Below are 22,205 nucleotides of genomic sequence, written 5' to 3' on the forward strand. Positions count from 1 at the left end.
TATTGATATTTCTGACTATTAACTGCATATACTACTGTTCTATAATAAACCCATAGAGTATATTATATAATCCAATTTGATTGGACCGCGCCTTAATAGGGTCTCTCGAGCTAGTTCCTACCGAAAAACACCGAAAACAGCTTTTGTATGTAACTATCTCTCACCTGGCTAATTTTCTGTAATATATCTAACTAATCAGTTTGTGCTACTCTGGTGTACCGCTTTGTATCGTCACGATAGTTCCGATGGAGTGGCTGAATTCTCCGATGGAGTTGCCTTCTTGCAGTCGTTCCGATATCGCCACGGAAACCCGGTCAAGTTCCAACCCCGTTACGCTACTCTATCCGACGAGCGTGGATACACCGGTCGGAGACAGACGGGTTTCGCAACGGACACTGACGACCCGATCTGGACTATCGTCCCATCCGAACCGACCAGTTCGAAGCCGACGATAGTATCGGTGTGTGCGTTTGCAACCCAGAGCGATTCGCCGGACGATCCGAGACAGAAGTTTCGTGGCCAACTCCCCCCCGTCTCGACGATCTCGAGACGCTCGAGGCCGTTTTCCGTTAGCTCGAAGACGGCGATGCTATCGTGTCCCCGATTGGATCCGTACACGAACGATCCCGACGGGTGAACGTGGATGTCGGCCGTGATGTTGTCGCCGTCGAACTCGTTCGGGAGCGTGCTGACCGTTTCGATCGGACTCAGCTCCCCTGACCGTCGGTCCCATTCGAACGCCGTTATCGTCGAATTGAGCTCGTTGATGAGGTAGGCTCTACTCCCCTCGGAATCGAACTCGATGTGTCGTGGTCCCGCCCCCTCCTGAACCGACACTGAAGTCCGTTCGCGGAGCGCGCCGGCCGTTCGATCCAGTTCGTAGACGACGACGTCGTCCGTTCCGAGGTCGGGTACGTAGACGAAGTCGGTGTCCGGTCCCGGCACGATCGAATGTGGGTGCGGTGCTGTCTGCCGGTCGGGATCGACGCTCGAGCCGCTGTGATGTGTCACGGTTGGCTCGTTCACGCTTCCATCGTCGTCGATCGGAAGGATCGAGACGGCACCGCCGGTGTAGTGGGCAACGAACAGGTAGTTTCCCGTTCGGTCGAGGCTACAATAGCAGGGATCGGCTGGTCCGATCGACTGTCGGTTGATCTCTTCGAGGTCGTTGCCGGTCGTGATTCTGTAGGCCGTAACCGCACCGGTGTCGACTTCGTTTACCGCGTACAGAAACCGGTGTGTTGGATCGACCGCGAGAAACGACGGATCGTCGGTTGCGGCGACGAGTTCGATGTCGTCGATCGAGCCGGTCGGTTCGTCGACGCGACATCGGTAGATTCCTTCGCTTTCGGTGTCAGTATACGTGCCCACGAACGCGACGGTTTCGCTCATATCGCGTCGTTATCACTCGGCGTAGAAATCACTATCGATTACGCCGGATACAACGGGTCGGACGGTGCCGATAGTCGAGAACGGTGGGGTGTTATTCCTTGACGCTCCCGGACGTGAGGCCGTCGACGATCGGCTTCTGGAAGAGGACGAAGATCACGATCAACGGAACCGTCGCGACGGTGGATGCGGCCATCATCTGTCCCCAGTACGTCTGTGCTTGCGTTTCGAACCGCTGGATTCCGATCGAGAACGGGGTGACGTCGCTCGAGGCTTCGTCCGTCCGTACCGTGACGTGGATCGCAATCCGCGCTCTGGTGGAGATCGCGCTCGTGGAGCGAACCTCACCTCTCGGCACGAAGCTGTCGGATGCACGAGCGACGCTCCCTGCCCTGAACCGTAGCTACGAACGTCCTGGTGATACTGTTTCCCCTACTTCCACTACTGTTGGAAGAATTTCGTCGTCGTTCGGACCGACGGCTTCGTCTCCGTAGAACCTCGAGCACTGGATTACGAGTGTATGACTGTAATATCAAACGCTTCGTTGTTCGCTATCCGAAACGCCACCGAATCGACTAGATCTCTATGGGTCCCAAACTTGATTGGACTGCTGACCGTTCATCATTGCTGGATGTACGACACTTCTCCGTTCGGTGTAGGTGATGTGCAACTGGTTCGATGCTGACGATGCCCGCTGTGAGCTCTGTTCCGAGCGCTTTATTACCATCCTGGACAGATCGTCTGATGATGAAAGAAATCAGTACGAATGCGGCACCGGCGAGTATCGGTCCGTTTTCCCAGGGAATTCACGATGGTGACCGACTGTTCGTCTCCGGTCAAGGCCCGGTCGATCCGGAGACGGGTGAGATAATCGATGGCGGAATCCGTGACCAGACCAAACGATCGCTCGAGAACATCGAAGCCGTCCTTCAGGCCGGGAATTCGTCGCTGGAAAACGTCGTTAAAGCGACCGTTTTCGTCCAGAACATGGACGACTACGACGCGATCAATGACGTCTACGGTTCGTATATGACGGAACCGTACCCTGCGCGGAGTGCCGTTCAGGTCGAGGACCTTCCGATCGACATCGGTGTCGAAATCGAAGTAATTGCGACGGTGTAACTCACGGGCTTCGACCCGCTTTTCGAGTCTCTGCCTCGATTCGATTGACCTGTCTATCCCCATTCGAACCTATCATGACTGGTAACATGCTATTACGTATTAAACTATAGAATTTGATAAGTATATGGCATAGCCAGACCGTTCGCACTTCTCCTCTCATCGAAACTTTATTCCTGGCCCACCCTGACTAAAGATTTAATAATTACTCTACTATACGTGATAGTATATGTCTGGAACAACTCGGAACGAGATCGCGATCGACGAGCCGCCGTTCGAGGCGGGCGATATCGTCGTCGACAGGGAGGACGATTCACCGAGTGAGGCTATCGTCGTCAACGTTCCACCGATCGTTGCCACGGAGTGGACTGTTAACGGCCGAGGACCGCTCGCATCGGACAATCCAACGTATCCGGCCGATGATCGGGTCGTCATCGTGATCTATCGGACTACGCTCGACGGCGAGTATCCGTACTACACCGGTGGCTATCCGATTCCGCTCGAGCGGTCAAATCAGGACGACGTCACGACGTATGCGTTCCCGTCACAGCGGCTTCGGCGGGTCGGGACCCTCTCCCCGATCGAGATCCAGATCTCGAGCATCGATCCGTCCCCGTACCACGCTCGAAATTTCACGACCGCACAGAACGGCGATTTCGTCGCTGAAATCACTGAACGAGGCTATCCCGACCCCGCTCCACTCGTACGACGATGCGATGGACGATTCGAGATCGTCAACGGTCACAAGCGGATCTGGGCCTGCCACGTCGCCGGATTCGAAACCGTTCCGTGTCACTGTGCGTATCTCGACGACGAGACCGCAACACGGCTGTGGGCGAGGTGGCACCTCGACACATACGATCGTGCTGAGCGTTCGGCTGCCCGACACCGAATTCGGTCGACTCTCGGATCTAGAGCCGACGAGATCCTCGAGGATGTTACCCCGAAGATGTAGCTCCCGCGATTCAACGGAGATTCCGGCCACAATACACTATTATATTTCATAAACTAACATATTACATGTTTCTGTAGTGGCGTTTCTTTGATTGGCATCCGCATTCCACAGCCAACCTTTCCCAGGTACTGTTTCGAACTCCGCGGCTTCGTTTTGACGCTTCGATCTGACCAGCACCGAAGTGACCCGAACGACTAGGTCATTGTCTCGATAATAATTATCGTAATAATGTTCTATAACCGCGAGGACGAACTCGAGGCGCTCTCTCGAGAGCACGCCACGGATCGCTTCTCGTTCGTCGTCATCTACGGCCGTCGCCGCGTCGGAAAGACTGAACTCATCCGAGAGTTCTGTACGGATCGTTCGCACGTATATCACCTCGCCACTCAGGATTCTGAACCCGTCCAGCGAGAAAAATTCATCAACACACTCGCCGCTTTCCGGCACGAGCGCGTGCCCAAAACCGACGACTGGGACGATGCGATCGAGTATCTCGGAGAGGTACTCTCCGACGACGACTGTATCGTCGCGATCGACGAGTTCCCATCTCTCGTGGAATCGTTCGAATCAGGAGGTAAAACCGCGGCCGAACGATCGATTCCAGGCGGCGACCGCAGTCTCCGTACGCGGCTCGCCTCACCACGATCGAGACCAGACAGTATTTACCACTCGGTTAACTATGCGTTACCGACGCCGATGACGCTTCGATCCGCCGTCTCGTGGTCGTTCGTATCCGGATTCGATCCGGTATCGCTCGAGGCGGCGGCTTCCGTGGGAGCACGCGCTGAAGCGCTTTTGGGATCGATCCTGATGGAAGACACCGTTTCGAGCCTCGAACAGAACTGGCTGATTGTGGTGATCCTACTGGGTGGATCTGCGCTGTTGGCCCGATTCATTCAAGAACTGAGCCGTCGGTATCTCGACGGCGAAAGTGCGGAAACGACGTTCGGTCGCGCCGTGTTCGCGGAGATCCATTCCCCCGTCGCAATCTCCATCGCGTTTCTCGGTGTGTATCTGAGCTTGCTCGTGCTCGATTTAGTCGATTCGACGCCGATCATCGTGGGGCTCATCGCGACTGGATTGGTCCTCCTGTGGGCTCGTGCATCAATTCGAATCGGTCGACGCTGGATCGAGTTCCTACAGGACGGCGAAACCACACACGAGTTCGCGCCGATGTTCGGCAACCTCTGGACGATCCTCGTCGCTGTCGGTGCTGTCTTGCTTTTGATCTCGATCTGGGACCTCGAGGTGACGCCGTTTCTCGCTTCGGCGGGACTTCTCGGAATCGTACTCGGGTTCGCCGCCCAGGACGCCATCGGGAACCTGATCGGAGGCGTTGCGCTGTACTTCGACAACACGTACAAGCTCGGGGACGTTATTCGCGTCGACGACGATATGCGCGGAACCGTCACTGACGTCGGCATTCGCAGTACGACGGTCTTGACCGAAGACAACCTGCTCGTGACGGTCCCGAACGCGATGTTGAACTCGACGCAGGTCGTAAACGAGAGCGCACCCCAGCGACACATGCGCCTGCGGATTCCGATTACCACCGCCTACGGCACCGATCACGAGCTGGTCGAAGAACTCGCCCTCGAGGTCTGTGAAACGTGCCCGCTCGTACGTCAGTCGCCGTCTCCGAAGCTGTTGTTCCTCGAGTTCGGTGACTCGGCGCTGGTGTTCGAACTCCGAGTGTACATCAACCACCCGCTGGTCGAAAAGCGCGCGATCGACCAGATCAACCGTGGCGTCTACGAGTCGTTCGATCGCGCCGGAATCACGATTCCGTTCCCTCAGCGGGAACTCAGTTTTCTGGACGACGGGGCGGAGACCACACACCAGTTCGACGAACAGCACGTCTCGGACGGATCGCCACCAGAGCGAGATTGATCGTCCGTCTCGAGTCGTGCAGACGGGCGGGTGTCGAACGATAGTCGATTCGATTCGGACGATTCAAACCGGTGCGTCCAGTAGGGTTTCGTATGGACGAAGACGACTCTCGAGCGCACGTCGTTCCGGGTAGCGACGAAGAGCTTGATGGAGCGGACGTCCGCGGCTACGATTTCCGCGGATCGTTCGACTTCGACGCGATGCTGGATTCGTACGCAACGACGGGATTTCAGGCGACACAGCTCGCAGAAGCGATCGATATCGCAGAGCGAATGCAGGCGAACGATGCGACGATCTATCTGACGATCACGTCGAACATCGTTTCCTCCGGGTTGCGTGAAGTCGTTGCCTATCTGATCCGCGAGGGGTACGTCGACGTACTCATCACGACGTCCGGATCGCTGACCGAAGACGTCATCAAAACCGAGAAGCCGTTCAAGATGGGCGAGTGGGACGCCGACGAGTCCGAACTTCGCGAACAAGGGATCAATCGGCTGGGAAACATCTTCGTTCCGTCCGATCGATACGTCTGGCTGGAAGAGTACCTCTACGAGTTCTTCGAGGACTTCTTTGCGGAGGAGAAAGTTCGCACACCGACCGCGTTTGCTCGGGAACTCGGAGAAACCCTCGACGACGAGGATTCGGTTCTAAAACAGGCGGCGGACAACGACGTTCCGGTCTACTGTCCTGCGCTGACGGACGCAGAAGTCGGGAACTTCCTCTACTATTACCGGCAGGGCTACGATTCGGACGTCGGGATCGAGATTCTCGACGACTACGATTCGCTGATCGAAGAGGCGCTGCTTTCGGACACGACGGGACTCATCGCGGTCGGCGGCGGCGTTCCGAAACATCACGCGATCATGACGAACCTGTTCCGCGGCGGGGCCGACTACGTCGTCTACATCTCAACCGGTATCGAAGGCGATGGTTCACTGTCCGGCGCGCCACCCAACGAAGCGGTCTCGTGGGGTAAGATCAAAGACGCGGAAAACAACTACACGCAAGTCGAGGCCGAAGCGACTCTCGTCTTCCCACTGCTCGTCGCCAGCGCGTTCAAAAACTGACCTCGAAACCGATCCTCGAGTACCGATCGATTAGCAGACCAATGGAAACGGCGGCCAGATCGTTCGCTCGAGTGTAACTGTTACGCCCTTCTTGTAAATCGTTATTCTGTGTGTCCGATACTCGTCTAATTCACTAAGTTGGTTACTGGACCCGCTGTAGAGAGCTGTTTTCGGCTGTCTCCGGACCGTTCAAACGGGATTTCGACTCGAGGAGTATACCGTCGACTCTCTCGCTCTAGTGTACGGTGGCGCGTAGTCGCTACTATTGTTTCGTGGTTGACTTCCGAGAATAGCGAGACCGAACGAATTTAGTATAGCACTATGTACTATATTTTGTAAACAGGCGCTTTTCATAGGTTCGAATGGTACGGATGGCGGCTTCGCGGCACTGCTCGTAGCTCATCTCGCGCTCGATCTTAGCTGTAACTGGGGGCGCTACGTCCCGTTCGCATAGTCTGTTGGACTCGATAATACTCGATAGCAGTGTGGGAACGGCTGTACGAGGTAGTACCAGTACAGGCACCAGCTGTCGGCAGGTGAAGTAGAAATATTCACGGAACGTAACTAATTCATTGCGAGTCCCACGCTATCCTCAGCGAGCGTCATCAGAACTCTCGGATTTCTGACGACACACGAAGGTGCGAGCAAGGGAATACAGCAGCCACACGGTTTCTATGTAAATCGCTACCCGTGCTCACTTGGCGGTCGAAAGAGGTGGTGAGACGCTCCACACTTTGGCGTCGTCAACCGTGGTTCAAAATGGCTCGTCGTTCCGCCATCACGAACTATCTCCGGTCTTTCGAACGACGACAAAAAGCGTGAGCGGCGATTGTGATTGAATATCCCGATTTCGCGTAATCGATAGTGATGTCCTCTATTTTCGCAGTAGCCCAGAATCTGGCATTCAGGTGCGGTGCACGGACGACGGTATCGACTATATTAGATTCACTTTGTTAAATAGCCATTTAGATAAGTGGATGGTATTTTGTCGATTTTGCGTATATCGGCACGTGTACCGCCTCTTCGGTCCGTAACTCTATTATTAAACCTTATGACGATATATAGAATATGCTGTGCGAAGTGGATATGTTGAGCGACCGGTAACCTCTAATCCAGTGCTTTCCGATCTCACTACAGGCCCACGAAATATCTCTTTCCCACAGGTGGCTCTACTGTCGAAATGACGATTACAACGCACATCGAAATACTCGAGCCAACCGGTTGCTACGTTCAGGTGCAAACTTATATATCCTATTAACGAATGATACGACTCATGAGTAACGTATTATTGCCGATCGACGACGACGAACGGCACGCGAAAGACCAAATTCAAACCGTCTTGAATCTCCCGCTCGAAACCGACGAGCTAACAGTTACCGTGTTACACGTTTTCACGGATAATCCGAACAGTGCGTCGATAACGCAACTCAGATCCACGCATCTCATTCAGGAGGCACTCGAGGACGAAGGTATCGCTGTCGAACTGGACGAACGGAGCAACGACCCGGCGGACGAGATACTATCGTACGCCGAAGACAACGCCGTCGATGTAATCTGTCTCGCTGGGAGGAAGCGCTCGAAGACCGGGAAGTTACTCTTTGGCAGCGTCACGCAGGACGTCATTTTGAACACGAATCTACCGGTCCTCATCGCCGGAACTGATTCCGTTGAGTAGCGGGTCGTTTGCCGCACTTGAGGACGATCCTCCCGACCCTGAACAGCATTACATCTCGAACCGTCCCGTTGCTGCATCGAATCGACCGTCGGATTTGCGACGGAGCGAAGAACAGTGGCGATCTACTTCGAGCCGAACAATCGACGTGCGCCCCACCGCGACCGTACAGGCGATCCTAAACGAACGCGACTGGCCGGGCCCATCCAGCGCTGGCGTTTTCGATCTTGATCGGATAGGTCACCAGGTGAATTCCCGTTCGCTGGGGAAGCTCGTCGAAGTTCGCCATCTTTTCGATCTGACAGTATTCTGCCTCGCGTCCGGCCAGGTGCGCGGGCCATAGTTCGGAGGTGTCCTCCGTCTCCTTGTATCGCTCTCCCATCGTCTCGAACGGTTTGTCGAATCCGTACGCGTCGATACCGATCACTTTCACACCCTGATCCACGAGGTGCTTCGTTGCTTTCGCGCCCATTCCCGGGAAGTCGGTGAGATACTCGGAGGTACCCCAGAGCTCGTCCGCACCGGTCTCAATGAGGACGATCTCTCCGGCCGAGAGAGTGTGATCGATCGTGGCGAGTTGCTCGTCGATCTCGTGTGGTTGAATCTCCGCTCCGTTGTCTTTCCAGGTAAAATCCAGCACGACGGCTTCACCACAGAACCAGTCTGTCGGAAGTTCGTCGATTGTCTTCGACGGCTCTCCTTCCGACTCCGGCCCGTAATGCCACGGCGCGTCGACGTGGGTTCCCGTGTGTGGAATCGCGGTGACTTCCTCCCAGGCGAGACCGCTTCCGCCCGGAAAGTCGTCCGCCGTGATGTCTCCGTACCCCGACTCACGGAGGTTCTGTGCGAGCCGTTCCGCACCTCCTTCGTGGTCCCAGTAGTCCACGTGAGGTTGCCACGGTTCACTGTCTGAATCCGGAACGATGCCAAGACTAAGGTCTATTTGCTCCAACGAGTCGAATGCTGTCATGCAGTGCTGAGGATCTATTTCCGATATATCGTATTAAAAGATTTGGTTACGGTATCCCTTTCTTCCTTTCCCGAAGAGGGAGGCGCTCGTGAACGCTCCGTTTTGACGTGGATCCATCCAAAGATTAATGTGGCACAGGAGATTCTATCGTGGCATGTCAACCCACGACCAGGCAGCACTGCCGACTGACATGGACGCGCTCGTCGTCGAGGAAGCGGGAGAATGGTCGATAGAGACGGTAGAAACGCCGAATATCGATCAGACCGATAACGTCCTGTGCAAGGTGGATACGGTATCGATCTGTGGGACCGACCCCAAAATATTCCACGGCGACGTCGACGGATGGCCGCCCTCGTTTCCCTTCACGCCGGGACACGAGTGGGCCGGGACCGTCGTCGAAACCGGTGAAGACGTCTCGAGACTGTCCCCGGGTGATCGAGTCTTCGCGGAGACACACCACGGCTGTGGCTACTGCGAAAACTGTCGGAACGGTAAGTACAACCTCTGTGAAAATTACGGTGATTTCGACAGCGGCCACCGCCAGATCGGACACACCTCGAGCGGCGCGTACGCCGAGTACATCGCGGCACCCGCGGACACCCTGTACCACCTGCCCGAATCGATCTCCTTTACGGAAGGCGCGTTACTCGACGTGAACGCGATCGCGCTGTACCTCGCGGAGCGAGGCAACATCGGACCTGCCGCGAACGTCGCCGTGATCGGGACGGGAACCGTCGGCTTACTGGCGATACAGAACGCGAAGGCGCTGGGTGCTGGAAACGTGATCGCGATCGGAAGCGAGGATCGAAATACAGTCGGAGCGGAGCTCGGCGCGGATCACACGATCCCGTACACCGACGACGACGTCGTCGAACAGGTGATGGAACTCACCGGTGACGTCGGCGTGGACGTCACCCTCGAGGCGGCGGGAACGTCGTCGTCGTTCTCGCAGGCGGTGGCGATAACTCGGAAAGGTGGCACCGTTAGTCTCGACGGGATTCCGAAAGTCAACCACCAAGAGATCCCGATGGCTGATCTCGTTACGGAGGAAATCGAGTTCCGAGGCTGTCGCGCCCACGCCAACCTGGCTGAAGCCAGCGCCCGGCTAGTGGAAAACGGAACCGTCGACGTTTCGGCGCTCGTCACCCACGAGTTTTCCTTCAACGAGTTCGAGACGGCGTACGAGACGTTCGTCGACCGTCACGACGGTGCGATCAAAGTCGCCTTACACGTTTGATCGCACGGTCCGTCCGAGCCGGTAGCCGAACTCGAACGTAAGAGTCAGGTGGACGCGACGACTAGTGTCTGACCCGTACGCTATGAAAGCACCCGCCGCCCACGTGATGTTAGCGCTCGGGACGATCGGGTACGTCTGGCTCATGTTCGTCTGGCTCCTCGTTCCTGCGTTTCTCGGTCCGATCAGCGACGAGTTTGCGCTTTCGAACACGCAGGCGGGACTCCTCACGGGGGCGATCTCGTTCGTCTACATTCCGTTCGCGCTGTGGAGTGGAATACTCACCGATCGCATCGGGGCTCCTCGAGCGATCGGATACGGAATGGTTCTGTTCGGTGGTGCACAGGTTCTCAGGAGCGTCGCACACGAATTCTGGTCGATTCTGCTGTTGACCGTTCTGATTGGGGTCGGTGGAACCGGGATAACGTTCGGTTTGCCGAAACTCGTCTCTACCCTATATCCTCCGGAACGATCGGGAACGATGTCTTCGCTGTACCTCGTCGGGATGTACGCGGGGACCGCCGCTGCATTTGCAGTCGGTCGACCGATAGCGGGCCCGCTGTTAGGCGGATGGAGACCCGTGTTTTTCTTCAGCGGTCTGGCCGTTCTGGCTTTTTCTGTCGTCTGGTTTCTCGCATACACGTGGACAAAACGCCGTCTACCGTGGCGAACTGACGCGAATCGATCTGTGGAACGCTCGGGAGATCGGAACCGATCCGTCTCTCGTGATCTCCGACGGCTCGTTTTGCATCGGGGTGTGTTGTTGCTCGCAGTTGTCGGCTTCTCGTATCTCTTGCTCGTACACGGATTGCAAAACTGGCTGACCGTGATTCTTCAGGAACGCGGCTTGACGACTCGGATCGCGGTGTGGACGACGAGCCTGTTCGTGGTGGCACAGCTGGTCGGAACGTTAGTACTCCCTCCCCTTTCCGACTTCAAGACGAGTCGCCGGACTGCCCTCTTCTCGTGCGGTATCTTTGCTTCCGCCGGGACGTTCGTTCTGTTGGTGGCCGACGATGCCGTATTTCCGATCCTCTTTGCGGTATTCGTCGCCGGCTTCGGCCTCGGCGGATTGGCCACGTTCGTCCGCTCGCTACCTGTCGAGATGAAGGGCGTCGAGGGAAAGCTGGTGGCGAGTGCGGTCGGTCTGGTGTTTATGATCGGTGAGATCGGCGGATTCGTCGGTCCCTTGCTCGTCGGCGCGGTTGCGGATCGGACCGGCTCGTTTTCACTCAGCGTTTTCTTGCTCCTGCTTGGGAGTTTAGCAGTGATCGGTGCAAGCGCGTTCCTTACCCACGCAGATCACGAATAACGTGAGTGCGCTCATCGACGACGGTTCATCGGGCGAGAAACGGCCGTTCTCCGAGCCAAAATTTATTGTGTCGACCGAACCATGTTGTGCTATGGCCGAATTTGTCGATCTGAGCCAGGAGATTTACAGTCAACATCCCGTGTACTTCGCTCACCCGGATACGGTGATCTGGACCGACACGACGTTCGAAGATTCCGAGTACATCTTCCGAACCCAGGCTGGAATCGAGGATCCGACGTTTACGTACGAGTCTCGGACGTTTCAGATATCGGAACACGGCCCGAGTCACGTCGATTCGATCCGGCATTACAAACCCGATGGTGAACCGATCAACGAAATGTCCCTCGAAAACTTTCACACACCGGGGAAGGCGGTCGACGTGTCACACTGTGATCCGGAGGGGTATATCACCGTGGACGACGTTCGACAGGCACTCTCGGAGACCGACCAGACGCTCGAGAAAGGCGATACCCTGCTCCTTCACACCGGTCATTACGATCGGACCCACCCTGGTCGCTCGTACAACGAGCAGCACACAGGACTGACGGAGGCGGCTACGCGGTGGATTATCGACGCCGGAGTCGCGAACTTCGGCGTGGATCAACCCAGCCCGGACAATCCCAGCGGAACCTATCCCTGTCACACCCTCTGTACCGAATTCGAAGTGCCGCACATGGAAAACCTCTGTAGTATTGATCGCGTCGTCGGCGAAGCCTTCACGTTTATCGGATTTCCGCTTCCGTTACGTGGTGGAACCGGCTCTCCGATTCGGGCGGTAGCCAAGCTCGAGGACGAGTAATCGTTTTCGCGGTCCGAGAACGGATCTGCGAGTCATCCGATCGCCTCACGAACGTTTCGTACCGACGGGTTTGCACTTCGACTCGTACTCCGATGCGTGGGTGTGATGAACGATTCCGTGTAGTGAGACGATGTCCCGCATCAGCACCGCCGCTACCTTATCGCATTCCTGTCAGGAACCAACGCGCTGGCCGTGAGTCAGTCCCATTACGACATCGAGTACGAGAGTCGCTCGTCCGACAGACTGCTCTCATCGTGGACGGTTGTGCGATCGCGTCTCGACGAACATCGTCGGCTTCTGTCCGCGTTCCGCAGATAACACGCTGCAGCTCGGTCTCCGAATCTCATTATGTGGAACACTAAGTGTTCTTCCCGCGGCCGTCTTTCGTTCGATTTGAGTTGATCCCTATACTATTACAAACATACTATTGTCAATATTGGCTCTTCTTCTGCACGGCGTCCAGCATTTCCGGTTTCTCCAGATTCATTTACGGCCGTACTCGTGTAATATACTGTGAATCCAACCGTTCACAGCACTTAATATCCCACAAAACGGGATTACTCCGTGGTATCTAACGAGCATAGCCGGTCTTGACCGTTTCTCAATATAAAGTCCCACCCAGTGGAAATATTGCCCGATACTATGGTATGTGTTGACTCCCCATCCGATTCGATCCGACTGCCCGGCCTGAACGTTTCGAAATGGGCCGGGCATTGGGGAGTGACGCACGGTACTGCGATCGACATGTCCACCACAATTTTTTTACGAACCCGCGTGAAGGATCGTGCTATGGTACTGAGCGAGTTCACCCACACCAGCGTCCTGGCCACCGATCTCGAGGAGTCCGTCGCATTCTACGAAGAGCTGTTCGGAATGGAACGGGTTCCGTCTCCGCGATTTTCGGTGCCGGTCGAGTGGCTCCGCTGTGGCGACCGTACGTTGCACCTGTTCAAACGAGAGATAGAGGCGGCCGACTTCTACCACATCGGCGTTCACGTCGACGATTTCGAATACGTCTACCAGCAATCCGTAGAGCGCGGTCTCGAGTCGGACTTCGACGCCGGCGGTAACGAACCGGTCGTCTACGAATTGCCCGACGGCGCGGTGCAGTTCTACATCGACGATCCGGCCGGAAATCTCGTCGAGGTGAACTATCCGGACGTCGACGAGCTCGATACATCGATCGTCAGTAACGTGATCAAACGCTCCGATCAGCTCGAACAGACCGGCGATGCAACGGAGGCAAAGCTGTACTTCGAAAACACGACGGCGTCGATCGAGCCTAGGGAGTGACGACGAGCTTCCCGAGGAAGCTCTCCTCGACGACGTCCTCGTGCGCCTGCGCCACTTCGTCGAGGCCGTACGTGCGCTCGATCACCGGCGAAACCTGTCCGTTCCCCGCAAGCGTTGCGACGCGCTCGAGCGCGGGGGCGAACGTCGACATCTGGGGCATCGCGAAGTGGTGAAGGGTTTGCATCTTTCCGCGGGCCATCCCGCTGTTCGAATACGACAGCTCGATATCGGTGCCGGAGATCGCGACGATCTGCGCGCCCTGTGCGGCCACTTGGGTGTTCAGGTCGATGTTCTCGTTGATGCGGTGGTCCATGATCACGTCGGGGGATCCGGCGCTCGCGATTGCGTCTGCGAGATCGTCGCGGGAGTAATCGAGAACCGTATCCGCCCCCAGCTTCTCTACCTGATCGTGATACTGCGGCGAGGCCGTCGCCGTGACGGACGCACCCGCTGCCTTTGCGACCTGGACCGCGACGTGACCCACACCGCCGCTCCCGCCGTGGACGAGACACCGGTCGCCGGCTTTGAGTCCCGCTTTCTCGACCATCCCTTCCCAGGAGGTCACGCCGACCAAAGCCAGGGCGGCTCCCTCTTCGAACGAGACGTTATCCGGTAACTGTGCGACGTGCTCGAGCGACGCGCAGACGTACTCCGCACACGATCCTTGTCGTCCGATTCCGAGCCCCGTTCCGAACACGCGGTCGTCCTCCGCGAAGTCGGTAACGCCGGGGCCGACAGAGGTTACGACGCCCGCGAAATCGGCACCGGGCGTCATCGGCGGGGTCGCCCACTCGTACGCCCCGGAGCGCAGCTTGGTGTCGAGCGGATTGACCCCCGCGGCCTCGATCGCTACGACGACTTCGCCCCGATCGGGTTCCGGCTGCTCGATGTCTTCGACCTGTAGTACGTTCGGCTCACCGTATTCTCGATAGCGATTAGCTCGCATGAGTAAACCGTACCTTGCAATTGCGATAAAAGTTCTGGAACCGGTCAAGCGTCTGTCGACGTCGCTCGCCCACACGCCACTTCCCACATCGAACAATAATCGTCGGAGCACGCGCGTCCACTCGCTGACGACATTCGGAATCGACTGGTCACGATACTCTCTCGCTCTACGCGATGATCGGACTCATCCGCTATATTGTTCTACGCGATGATCGGACTCATCCGCTATATTGTTCTACGCGATGATCGGACTCATCCGCTATATTGTTCTACGCGATGATCGGACTCATCCGCTATATTGTTCTACGCGATGATCGGACTCATCCGCTATATTGTTCTACGCGATGATCGGACTCATCCGCTATATTGTTCTACGCGATGATCGGACTCATCCGCTATATTGTTCTACGCGATGATCGGACTCATCCGCTATATTGTTCTACGCGTGACTCGAGGCAGGTGGTGTGCTCACGATCTCCCCTCCGATCCCAGTGATCAATCGTGGAAAATTTTAAATACATGGGATGTGACTTCCGACCATGGGTAACGAGAGTCACACCCAGGAGAACGGTGCAGGTACAGCTTCGAACTCCCGGCGTCACGTCCTCAAAGCGATGGGTGCTTCGGGTGCCGTCGCGTTAGCGGGATGTGCCGGGGAAGGTAACGGGAACGGAACGAATGGAAACGGAAACGGAAACGGAAACGGAGACGCTGATACGGCTCCGATGGGCAATTATCCAATCGACGGGGATACAGCGACGTACGGGTTCCACGGTCCGTTGAGCGGGGAACTGGCCCCCGACGGAGTCGAGCAAGAGCGTGGCTTCGAGCTCGCGATCGAGCACCTCAACAACGGCGAGGGGTGGGCCGATGAACTGGATGCCTTAAGCGGGGACGGTGTTCTGGGGTACGAGATCGATTACGTGACAGGCGACTCCGCTGGTGACGAAGAGACGTCGATCGACAATATCGAACGGATGATCGATCGCGACGGCATCCAGTTCTGGACTGGCGGCGTTTCGAGTGGTGTCTGTCAGGCGCTGCAGCCGATTGCCCAGCGGGAGCACGTTCCGTTCTTAAGCAGTATCTCACAGGACAACGAAATCACCGGCGAGAACTGCCACCGTTACCACTTCCGGCCGTCGATCGGTGCCGAACTGACCGCTCGCGGATTGGCGGAGGTGCTGCCGGATCTTCTGGGTGAGAACAGAGAGTACTACCAGATCTATCTGGATTACTCCTACGGAATCTCGAACCGCGAGTCGATGGAATCGTACATGGACGATTACGGATGGGAGGAACTCGGAGCCAGCCCGTTGCCGCTGGGCGAACTGGATCACAGTACGGCGATCGCCGATCTGGACGATTCGGGGGCGGACGTCCTTATTTTTACGACGTTCGGGGAAGCGATGGCCAACGGACTCAACCAGCTGGACGACGCCGGGTTGCTAGACGATATCGATATCGTGATCCCGCTAATCAGCGCCTTTTCCATGGAACCCGCGGGCGGAAACGCCGAAGGCGTGTACGGGGCCACGAACTGGCACGCGAACGCCTCCGACGAACTCGACGGGCAGGCTGCCGAACTGTCCGATATGTTCGTCGAGGACTATCAGGACGAGTACGGCGAGATGCCCGGTCAGGCCGCGATAGAAGCCTACGACAACGTGATGGTGTACTCGTCCGTCGTCGAGAGCGTCGGAACCTTCCACCCACAGACGGTCGTCGAGGAGCTAGAAGGGTTCTCGTGGGACCACGGAATCGGTGCGATGGAGTTCCGCGAATGTGACCACCAAGCACAACGGCCGGTGTATGTCTGCGAAGGCCTCTCTGAAGCGGAGCAAGAAGAGACGGGTCTGTTCTTGGACCTGCTCGAGATCGTTCCCGGAGAAGACGCCATCTACGACTGCGATCACTTCCCCGCGAGCGAGTGCGACATGCCCGGATATCAATGATCGACGGAGACGGTCGACGACAGCAGTAACTCACAACCGACACAATTGATTCAACCATGAGGGTGATAACACGATGAGTATGATAGAATCGGCAATCAGATTCGTGTATCTGAGTTTAAGTATAGCGTCGGTGTATATCCTCGTCGCGATCGGCTTTTCGATCGCGTACGGGTCGCTCAAGTTCGTCAATATGGCGCACGGAGCCCTATACCTGTTGGGCGCCTACATCGGCCTTTTTATCGCGTTCGAACCGACCGTGGGTGGAACCCTTGGCAATTACTCTCCGATCGGTCTCGCCCTCGGGTTTACTGCGGCGATCGTCCTGGTCCCAATTATTCTCTTCGGAATCGGCGTCGTGATGGAGCGTCTAATCGCGAAGCCGTTCTACGAGCGGGACATGCTAGATCAACTCCTCGTAACGTTTGGGATATTGATAATAATTCAGGAACTCGTCGCGGTCCTCGTCGGACGGGGCGGGCTCAGCTACGCACGCCCCGACTGGGCTACTGGTGCGGTTTCCGTTTCAGGGATCGTCTCGGCCTCGCGGTGGCGACTCATCGTTATCGCTCTGACAGCGCTGTTTCTCATCTTGCTTTACGCGTTCTACAAGTACACCGACTTCGGACTCGCCGTTCGAGCGGGAACGGAGGACGCCGAGATGGTCGAGATGCTCGGAATCAAGATCAGTCGACCGTTCGCACTCATCTTCGCGATCGGTGCAGGGTACGCCGGACTGGCAGGAATTCTAGGCGGCTCGATCTTTACGGTCCAGCCCGAGATCGGCCTCGATATCCTCATTCCGGCGCTGCTCGTCGTCGTTATGGGTGGCGTTGGTAGCATCACAGGTACTATTCTGGCCGGATTGCTCGTCGGGGCGACCTTCACTGCCACGGCGTCGGTCTATCCGGAGATGGCCACAGCTAGCATCTTCCTGCTGGCGATTATCGTCCTCAGTATCAAGCCATCGGGTCTCTTCGGCACCGACGAGGTGGTCGCATGAGCCAGGAAACCGTCTCCGAACAGGTGGACGAAGCTCCGCTGTTCAGCTGGGAGTCGTGGGATCGAATCAAGTACTCGGAGGGATTCGTCTTCGCCGCGACTACGGCGTTCGTGCTGCTCTGGTCGTGGCTGTTCTCGAGGGCGCCGATCACCAGCGAACTCGGCGGTTATCACAGTCTTGCGACGACCATGTTGATCTGGGGCATCTTCGCACTCGGATTTAACCTCTTGCTCGGCCAAACCGGTCTCCTTTCGTTCGGTCACGCAATGTTCTGGGGCGGCGGCGGATACGCGGCGGCTATCTTCGCAATTCACATCTCCGGCGACCCGATACTCGTCCTCGTTGTCGGCACGCTGTTTACGCTGTTGCTGGCGGTCGTTACCGGAGTCATCGCGCTCCGGTTACACGCAGTGTACTTCGCGATCATCACGCTCGCGATGGGACAGCTCCTGTACTACCTTGCGACGTCGCCGTTGCGGCCCATTACCGGCGGCCGAAATGGCCTCACAGGCGTGCAGATCGAACAACTCTTCGGCATCGCATACCTTCAGGAACCGTTGCCGGGAGTGTTCGGCGAACTCTGGGTCAACTACGAATACCTGTTCATCGCTCTCGTTTTCGTTCTCGTCGTGGTCTTCGTCAATCGCGTCCGGAAGTCTCCGTACGGCCTCATCTTCCGGGCCATTCGCGAGAACGAACGACGAACGTCGTTCGTCGGATTGAACGTCTGGCGGTACAAGTTCGCCGCCTTCCTCATGTCGGCCGGAATCGCCGGCCTCGCGGGAAGTCTCTACACGATCGAATCGCAGTTTGCCGGACTCTCGTCGCTGTACTGGTTCACGAGCGGCGAAGTCGTCATCATGAGCGTTCTCGGCGGCGTCGGATCGCTGTTCGGTCCGGTACTGGGCGCCATCCTTTACCTCTACTTCGAAGGGGTCGTCGACGGCGTCGCGATCATCGGACGGTACTGGCTCCTGATGCTTGCGGTGGTGTTCACCGCGATCGTCTGGGCGTATCCGGACGGCATCTGGGGAATGATCAAAAGCGGTGGCGCAAAGGTACGAGCAAAACTCGAAACATGATACCATGACGCTACTCAAAACACGAAATCTGACGAAAGACTTCGGCGGACTCACCGCCGTCGAGGAGGTCGACATCGACGTCCAACAGGAGGAACTGATCTCGGTTATCGGGCCGAACGGTGCCGGAAAATCGACGCTCATCAATCTGATAACGGGGATGCTTGCACCCACCGACGGCGACATCGTATACGACGGGACGTCGATCACGGGTCTGGACCCCCACGAAATCACGCAATTGGGCGTCGGTCGTTCGTTTCAGACGGCGTCCATCTTCCCCGAACTGAGTGTACGTGATAACGTGGACATCGCGTCGTTCGCGTCCCGACACGGGGAATTCTCGGTAAACTTCTTTCGCCGACAGGAACGCTACGACGGCGTTAGCCAGCGCACGATGGACGCCCTCGAGGCAGTCGATCTGGTCGAGGAGGTCGACACAGTAGCCAACTCCCTGCCGTACGGGGACAAGCGACGCCTCGAGGTCGCCATCGGGCTCGCGACCGATCCCGACCTGATCTTCATGGACGAGCCGACGGCGGGTATGTCGCCCGCGGAAACAAATATGACGACCGATCTTATCGAAGACATGCGGACTGACTGGGGTATCACGGTGGTACTCGTCGAGCACGATATGGACATCGTGTTCGAGGTGTCCGATCGGATCTTCGTGATGAATCGCGGCTCGCTGATCGCGAGCGGATCTCCCGACGATATTAGAGGAAACCCGGACGTTCAGGCTGCGTATCTCGGGGGTGACGTCGCGTGACTCTCCTCGAACTCGACGACGTTCACTCGTACTACGGCCACAGCCACATCCTCAGGGGAGTTTCGATGGAGATCAACGACGGCGAAGTCGTCTCGCTGCTCGGACGAAACGGCGCCGGCAAGACGACCACGCTCCGCAGCATCGCCGGCGCGACTCCGCCAGAGGTGAACTCCGGTCGGATCCGTTTCGATGGGACGGATATCACCGACATGAATACTGAAGACGTGATCATGAGCGGTATCGGTCTCGTTCCGGAGGAACGTCGTCTCTTTACGGATCTGACCGTCGAGGAGAACCTGTTGCTTTCCCAGATCAGCCAGAGCACGTGGAACACCATCCGTCGGAAGGTCTCGCCGCGCGAGACGAACGGAAAGAGCCTCGACGAGCTGTACGAACTGTTCCCCAGACTGGAAGAGCGAAGGGAACAGCGGGCCGGTACGCTGTCAGGCGGTGAGCAACAGATGCTCTCGATCGCGCGAACCCTTCGGCTTCCGAACGTCGAGCTGTTGATGCTGGACGAGCCGTCGGAAGGGCTCGCTCCGCAGATCGTCGAAGCGGTTATGAACGCGATCGAAACGATCGCCGCTGAGGGAACGACCGTCCTGCTCATCGAACAGAACGTACAGGCCGCACTCGAGCTCGCGGATCGGGGCTACGTTCTGGACATGGGTGACATTGTCTACGAGGGTTCCGCGGCAGAACTTCGGAACGAGGACGATCTGGACCAGTATCTCACCGTCTAACGCCCTCTCGATCGAAAAACCGTTTCGTTTCTCTGCTCGGAAGAACTGTACCGTCAGCTCTGGAGCGACCACGCCTATTCGCCGTCGCTCCGAGAACAGTTCCGGCAGCCCCGCTTACTCCAGGGCATACACCCGGTTGTCGACGCCGCCGAAGTAGAGGACGCCGTCGACCAGTGCCGGACTCGAGCCCACGCCTCGCTCGCCGACTTCGAACAGCCACCGTTCGTCGCCGTCGGTCGTGAGGGCGTGAACGCCCGTCGGCTCAGATTCGACCGGGCTGTGAGAACCGATGTAGACGCGTTCGTCGGTGACGACCGGACTACTCCCGATTTCTAGTACGTCCGTCTCGAACGACCACCGTTCGCCACCGTTCCGGCGGTCGATCGCGACCACTTCCGCGTCGTTTCGTTCGCCGCCCTGCGGGTAGTTGGCCGGAACGACGCCGATGTAGACGGTGTCGTCGTCGACGGCCGGCGAACTCGAGAGGTACGCGCCGAACGTGTTGTACGTCCACTGCTCTTCCCCCGTCGATTCGTCGACCGCGACGACGTTACCGTCGAAATCGCCGACGTAAACGGTGCCGAATGCAACCGCCGGGCTGGACCAGATCCAGTCGGCGGCTTCGTACGTCCACTTCTCCTCGCCGGTCGCCGCATCGATCGCGTACAGATACTCGTCCGAACTTCCGACGTAGACGGTCCCGTCGTTGACCGCGGGCGTACTGACGGCTTCGCTTCCGACCTCGTAGCGCCAGTTCGTCTCGCCCGTCTCCGGATCCAGCGAGTAAATCCACCCGACTTCCGGCGGTTCGTCGTCAGCCGGCTCTTCGGATTCCGAATCCTCCGTGGCGTACCACTCGCACGCGAGGTTGAAGCAGCCGACGCCGATGTAGACCGCTTGATCCGTAACGGTCGGACTCCCGCGGATGAGTCCGTTCGCCTCGTACTCCCACCGTTTTTCCCCGGTGGCCGCGTCGAGTGCGTAGATGGACTGATCGTACGAGCCGACGTAGACGGTCCCGTCGCCGACCGCCGGGGATCCTTCGACCCGGTGGCCGGTTTGAAACCGCCAGCTCTCTTCCCCGGAGGATGCGTCCAGCGCGTACAGGTAGTTGTCCGCACTCCCGACGTAGACGGTTCCGTCGACGACCACCGGACTTCCCCAGACGTCGTCACCGGTTTCGAACGTCCACTCGACGGACGGTTCGTCGCTCACCTCCTGTGCCCCCTTCGCGTAGCCCGTATTTCGCTGATCTAGGCGAAACGACGGCCAGTCGGTGGGCGGCTCGGAAACGGGGTGACTACCGTCGCTTCGTGCGACGCACCCTGACAGACCGGCGACGGAAATCGGAACCGATTGAAGGAGCGCTCGTCGCGTAATTTCAGCCATTCCTCACATATATGCCATTGCCTATTGTTAACGCTTTCGCCACCGAGGCGGAACAGCGTTTCCACCCCAATCGCAGCTCCAAACGCGAGCAACTCGAACCCGTATCCTGGAGTGCTACTCGAGGTATCGTACCAAGACTTGGCGTGATTCCGCTCTCGACCCACTCAGAAGGAATAGCCGCTCACGCCCGAACTTAGCCGGATCGACTGGGTATCTCGCCGGGCGGAACGATCTCGCAGTCCGGAAGATCCGCCAGTACCTCCTCGGGACCGGCCGGCGCGTACACGGCGAGCAGTTGCAATGGTACCCATCCCGTATTCATCGTTCCGTGTTCGACGTTTTCGGGAACGTACACCAGCTCTCCCGGACCGATCTCGCGCGTTTCGTCGCCGACGACTTGCTCGCCCGTTCCGCTGATGACGAAGAGGAGCTCGTCGCTATCAGGATGAGTGTGAAGTTCGTGTCCACTTCCAGGATCCAGATTGACGATTCCTGCACTGAACCGCTCGGAGCCGGTCACATCTGGCCGAGTCATCCACTTTATCGTTCCCCAGTCGAACACCTGCGTCGATACGTCTTCACTCCTAACGAACGTTTTCCCGGACATCCGTTGGAACGTACACCGGAA

The 22,205-nt window shown here is 57.5% G+C and carries 19 protein-coding genes and 1 pseudogene; 14 read left to right on the top strand and 6 right to left on the bottom strand.

The window, feature by feature from the left end:
- Positions 1-330: 330 nt before the first annotated feature.
- Positions 331-1,392 (bottom strand): lactonase family protein, encoded by a 1,062-nt coding sequence (locus tag EA462_RS13000; RefSeq protein ID WP_124179014.1) that lies wholly within the window; start codon positions 1,390-1,392, stop codon positions 331-333.
- Positions 1,393-1,483: 91 nt separating this feature from the next.
- A pseudogene (locus EA462_RS17585) lies at positions 1,484-1,663 on the bottom strand (carbohydrate ABC transporter permease); the annotation flags it as partial.
- A gap of 473 nt (positions 1,664-2,136) precedes the next feature.
- Between EA462_RS17585 and EA462_RS13010 the strand changes: the two are divergent.
- From EA462_RS13010 to EA462_RS13030, 5 genes are all read left to right on the top strand, one after another.
- Positions 2,137-2,511: a Rid family detoxifying hydrolase gene (locus EA462_RS13010; RefSeq protein ID WP_124179286.1), complete on the top strand. Its 375-nt coding sequence runs from the start codon at positions 2,137-2,139 to the stop codon at positions 2,509-2,511.
- Between the two features lie 226 nt (positions 2,512-2,737).
- Complete coding sequence (locus tag EA462_RS13015) at positions 2,738-3,463, top strand: ParB/RepB/Spo0J family partition protein (protein WP_124179015.1); 726 nt, start codon at positions 2,738-2,740, stop codon at positions 3,461-3,463.
- 228 nt (positions 3,464-3,691) lie between these two features.
- Positions 3,692-5,353: a mechanosensitive ion channel domain-containing protein gene (locus EA462_RS13020; protein ID WP_124179016.1), complete on the top strand. Its 1,662-nt coding sequence runs from the start codon at positions 3,692-3,694 to the stop codon at positions 5,351-5,353.
- A 92-nt stretch (positions 5,354-5,445) separates the two neighbouring features.
- Positions 5,446-6,420, top strand: coding sequence for a deoxyhypusine synthase (locus EA462_RS13025; RefSeq protein ID WP_124179017.1), 975 nt, complete (start codon positions 5,446-5,448; stop codon positions 6,418-6,420).
- A 1,273-nt stretch (positions 6,421-7,693) separates the two neighbouring features.
- Complete coding sequence (locus tag EA462_RS13030) at positions 7,694-8,095, top strand: universal stress protein (RefSeq protein ID WP_124179018.1); 402 nt, start codon at positions 7,694-7,696, stop codon at positions 8,093-8,095.
- 175 nt (positions 8,096-8,270) lie between these two features.
- Here EA462_RS13030 and EA462_RS13035 read toward each other — a convergent pair whose 3' ends face one another.
- Positions 8,271-9,062, bottom strand: a complete 792-nt coding sequence (locus EA462_RS13035) for a cyclase family protein (RefSeq protein WP_124179019.1) — start codon at positions 9,060-9,062, stop codon at positions 8,271-8,273.
- 154 nt (positions 9,063-9,216) lie between these two features.
- On the opposite strand from EA462_RS13035, the gene EA462_RS13040 reads away from it, so the two are divergent.
- The 4 genes from EA462_RS13040 to EA462_RS13055 all read left to right on the top strand — a co-directional run bounded on the left by EA462_RS13040 (position 9,217) and on the right by EA462_RS13055 (position 13,700).
- Positions 9,217-10,299 (top strand): zinc-dependent alcohol dehydrogenase, encoded by a 1,083-nt coding sequence (locus tag EA462_RS13040; protein WP_165872067.1) that lies wholly within the window; start codon positions 9,217-9,219, stop codon positions 10,297-10,299.
- A 64-nt stretch (positions 10,300-10,363) separates the two neighbouring features.
- Positions 10,364-11,608, top strand: a complete 1,245-nt coding sequence (locus EA462_RS13045) for an MFS transporter (protein ID WP_124179021.1) — start codon at positions 10,364-10,366, stop codon at positions 11,606-11,608.
- A 91-nt stretch (positions 11,609-11,699) separates the two neighbouring features.
- Positions 11,700-12,407 (top strand): cyclase family protein, encoded by a 708-nt coding sequence (locus EA462_RS13050; RefSeq protein WP_124179022.1) that lies wholly within the window; start codon positions 11,700-11,702, stop codon positions 12,405-12,407.
- Between the two features lie 789 nt (positions 12,408-13,196).
- Positions 13,197-13,700 (top strand): VOC family protein, encoded by a 504-nt coding sequence (locus tag EA462_RS13055; protein WP_124179023.1) that lies wholly within the window; start codon positions 13,197-13,199, stop codon positions 13,698-13,700.
- Here EA462_RS13055 and EA462_RS13060 read toward each other — a convergent pair.
- Positions 13,690-14,646, bottom strand: coding sequence for an NADPH:quinone reductase (locus tag EA462_RS13060; protein ID WP_124179024.1), 957 nt, complete (start codon positions 14,644-14,646; stop codon positions 13,690-13,692). The two genes, EA462_RS13055 and EA462_RS13060, sit on opposite strands and share 11 nt — an antisense overlap.
- Positions 14,647-15,184: 538 nt before the next feature.
- On the opposite strand from EA462_RS13060, the gene EA462_RS13065 reads away from it, so the two are divergent.
- From EA462_RS13065 to EA462_RS13085, 5 genes are all read left to right on the top strand, one after another.
- Positions 15,185-16,600: a substrate-binding domain-containing protein gene (locus EA462_RS13065; RefSeq protein ID WP_124179025.1), complete on the top strand. Its 1,416-nt coding sequence runs from the start codon at positions 15,185-15,187 to the stop codon at positions 16,598-16,600.
- Between the two features lie 79 nt (positions 16,601-16,679).
- Positions 16,680-17,600, top strand: a complete 921-nt coding sequence (locus EA462_RS13070; RefSeq protein WP_124179287.1) for a branched-chain amino acid ABC transporter permease — start codon at positions 16,680-16,682, stop codon at positions 17,598-17,600.
- Entirely contained in the window at positions 17,597-18,682 is a 1,086-nt protein-coding gene (locus tag EA462_RS13075; protein ID WP_124179026.1) for a branched-chain amino acid ABC transporter permease, read from the top strand. Before EA462_RS13070 ends, EA462_RS13075 begins: the two co-directional genes overlap by 4 nt.
- A 4-nt stretch (positions 18,683-18,686) precedes the next feature.
- Positions 18,687-19,445: an ABC transporter ATP-binding protein gene (locus EA462_RS13080; protein ID WP_124179027.1), complete on the top strand. Its 759-nt coding sequence runs from the start codon at positions 18,687-18,689 to the stop codon at positions 19,443-19,445.
- Positions 19,442-20,188 carry an ABC transporter ATP-binding protein gene (locus EA462_RS13085; RefSeq protein ID WP_124179028.1) on the top strand — a complete coding sequence of 249 codons (747 nt, stop codon included), beginning with the start codon at positions 19,442-19,444 and terminating at the stop codon, positions 20,186-20,188. The genes EA462_RS13080 and EA462_RS13085 overlap by 4 nt, the downstream gene beginning before the upstream one ends.
- A 114-nt stretch (positions 20,189-20,302) precedes the next feature.
- Here the strand turns inward: EA462_RS13085 and EA462_RS13090 are convergent, their stop codons facing one another.
- Positions 20,303-21,577, bottom strand: a complete 1,275-nt coding sequence (locus EA462_RS13090; protein ID WP_124179029.1) for an outer membrane protein assembly factor BamB family protein — start codon at positions 21,575-21,577, stop codon at positions 20,303-20,305.
- A 193-nt stretch (positions 21,578-21,770) separates the two neighbouring features.
- A complete protein-coding gene (locus tag EA462_RS13095) occupies positions 21,771-22,184 on the bottom strand; it encodes a cupin domain-containing protein (RefSeq protein WP_124179030.1) in 414 nt (137 codons plus the stop codon).
- Positions 22,185-22,205: the final 21 nt, after the last annotated feature.

Origin of the sequence: Natrarchaeobius halalkaliphilus, assembly GCF_003841485.1 — an archaeon.
GTDB classification, from domain to species: Archaea; Halobacteriota; Halobacteria; order Halobacteriales; family Natrialbaceae; genus Natrarchaeobius; species Natrarchaeobius halalkaliphilus.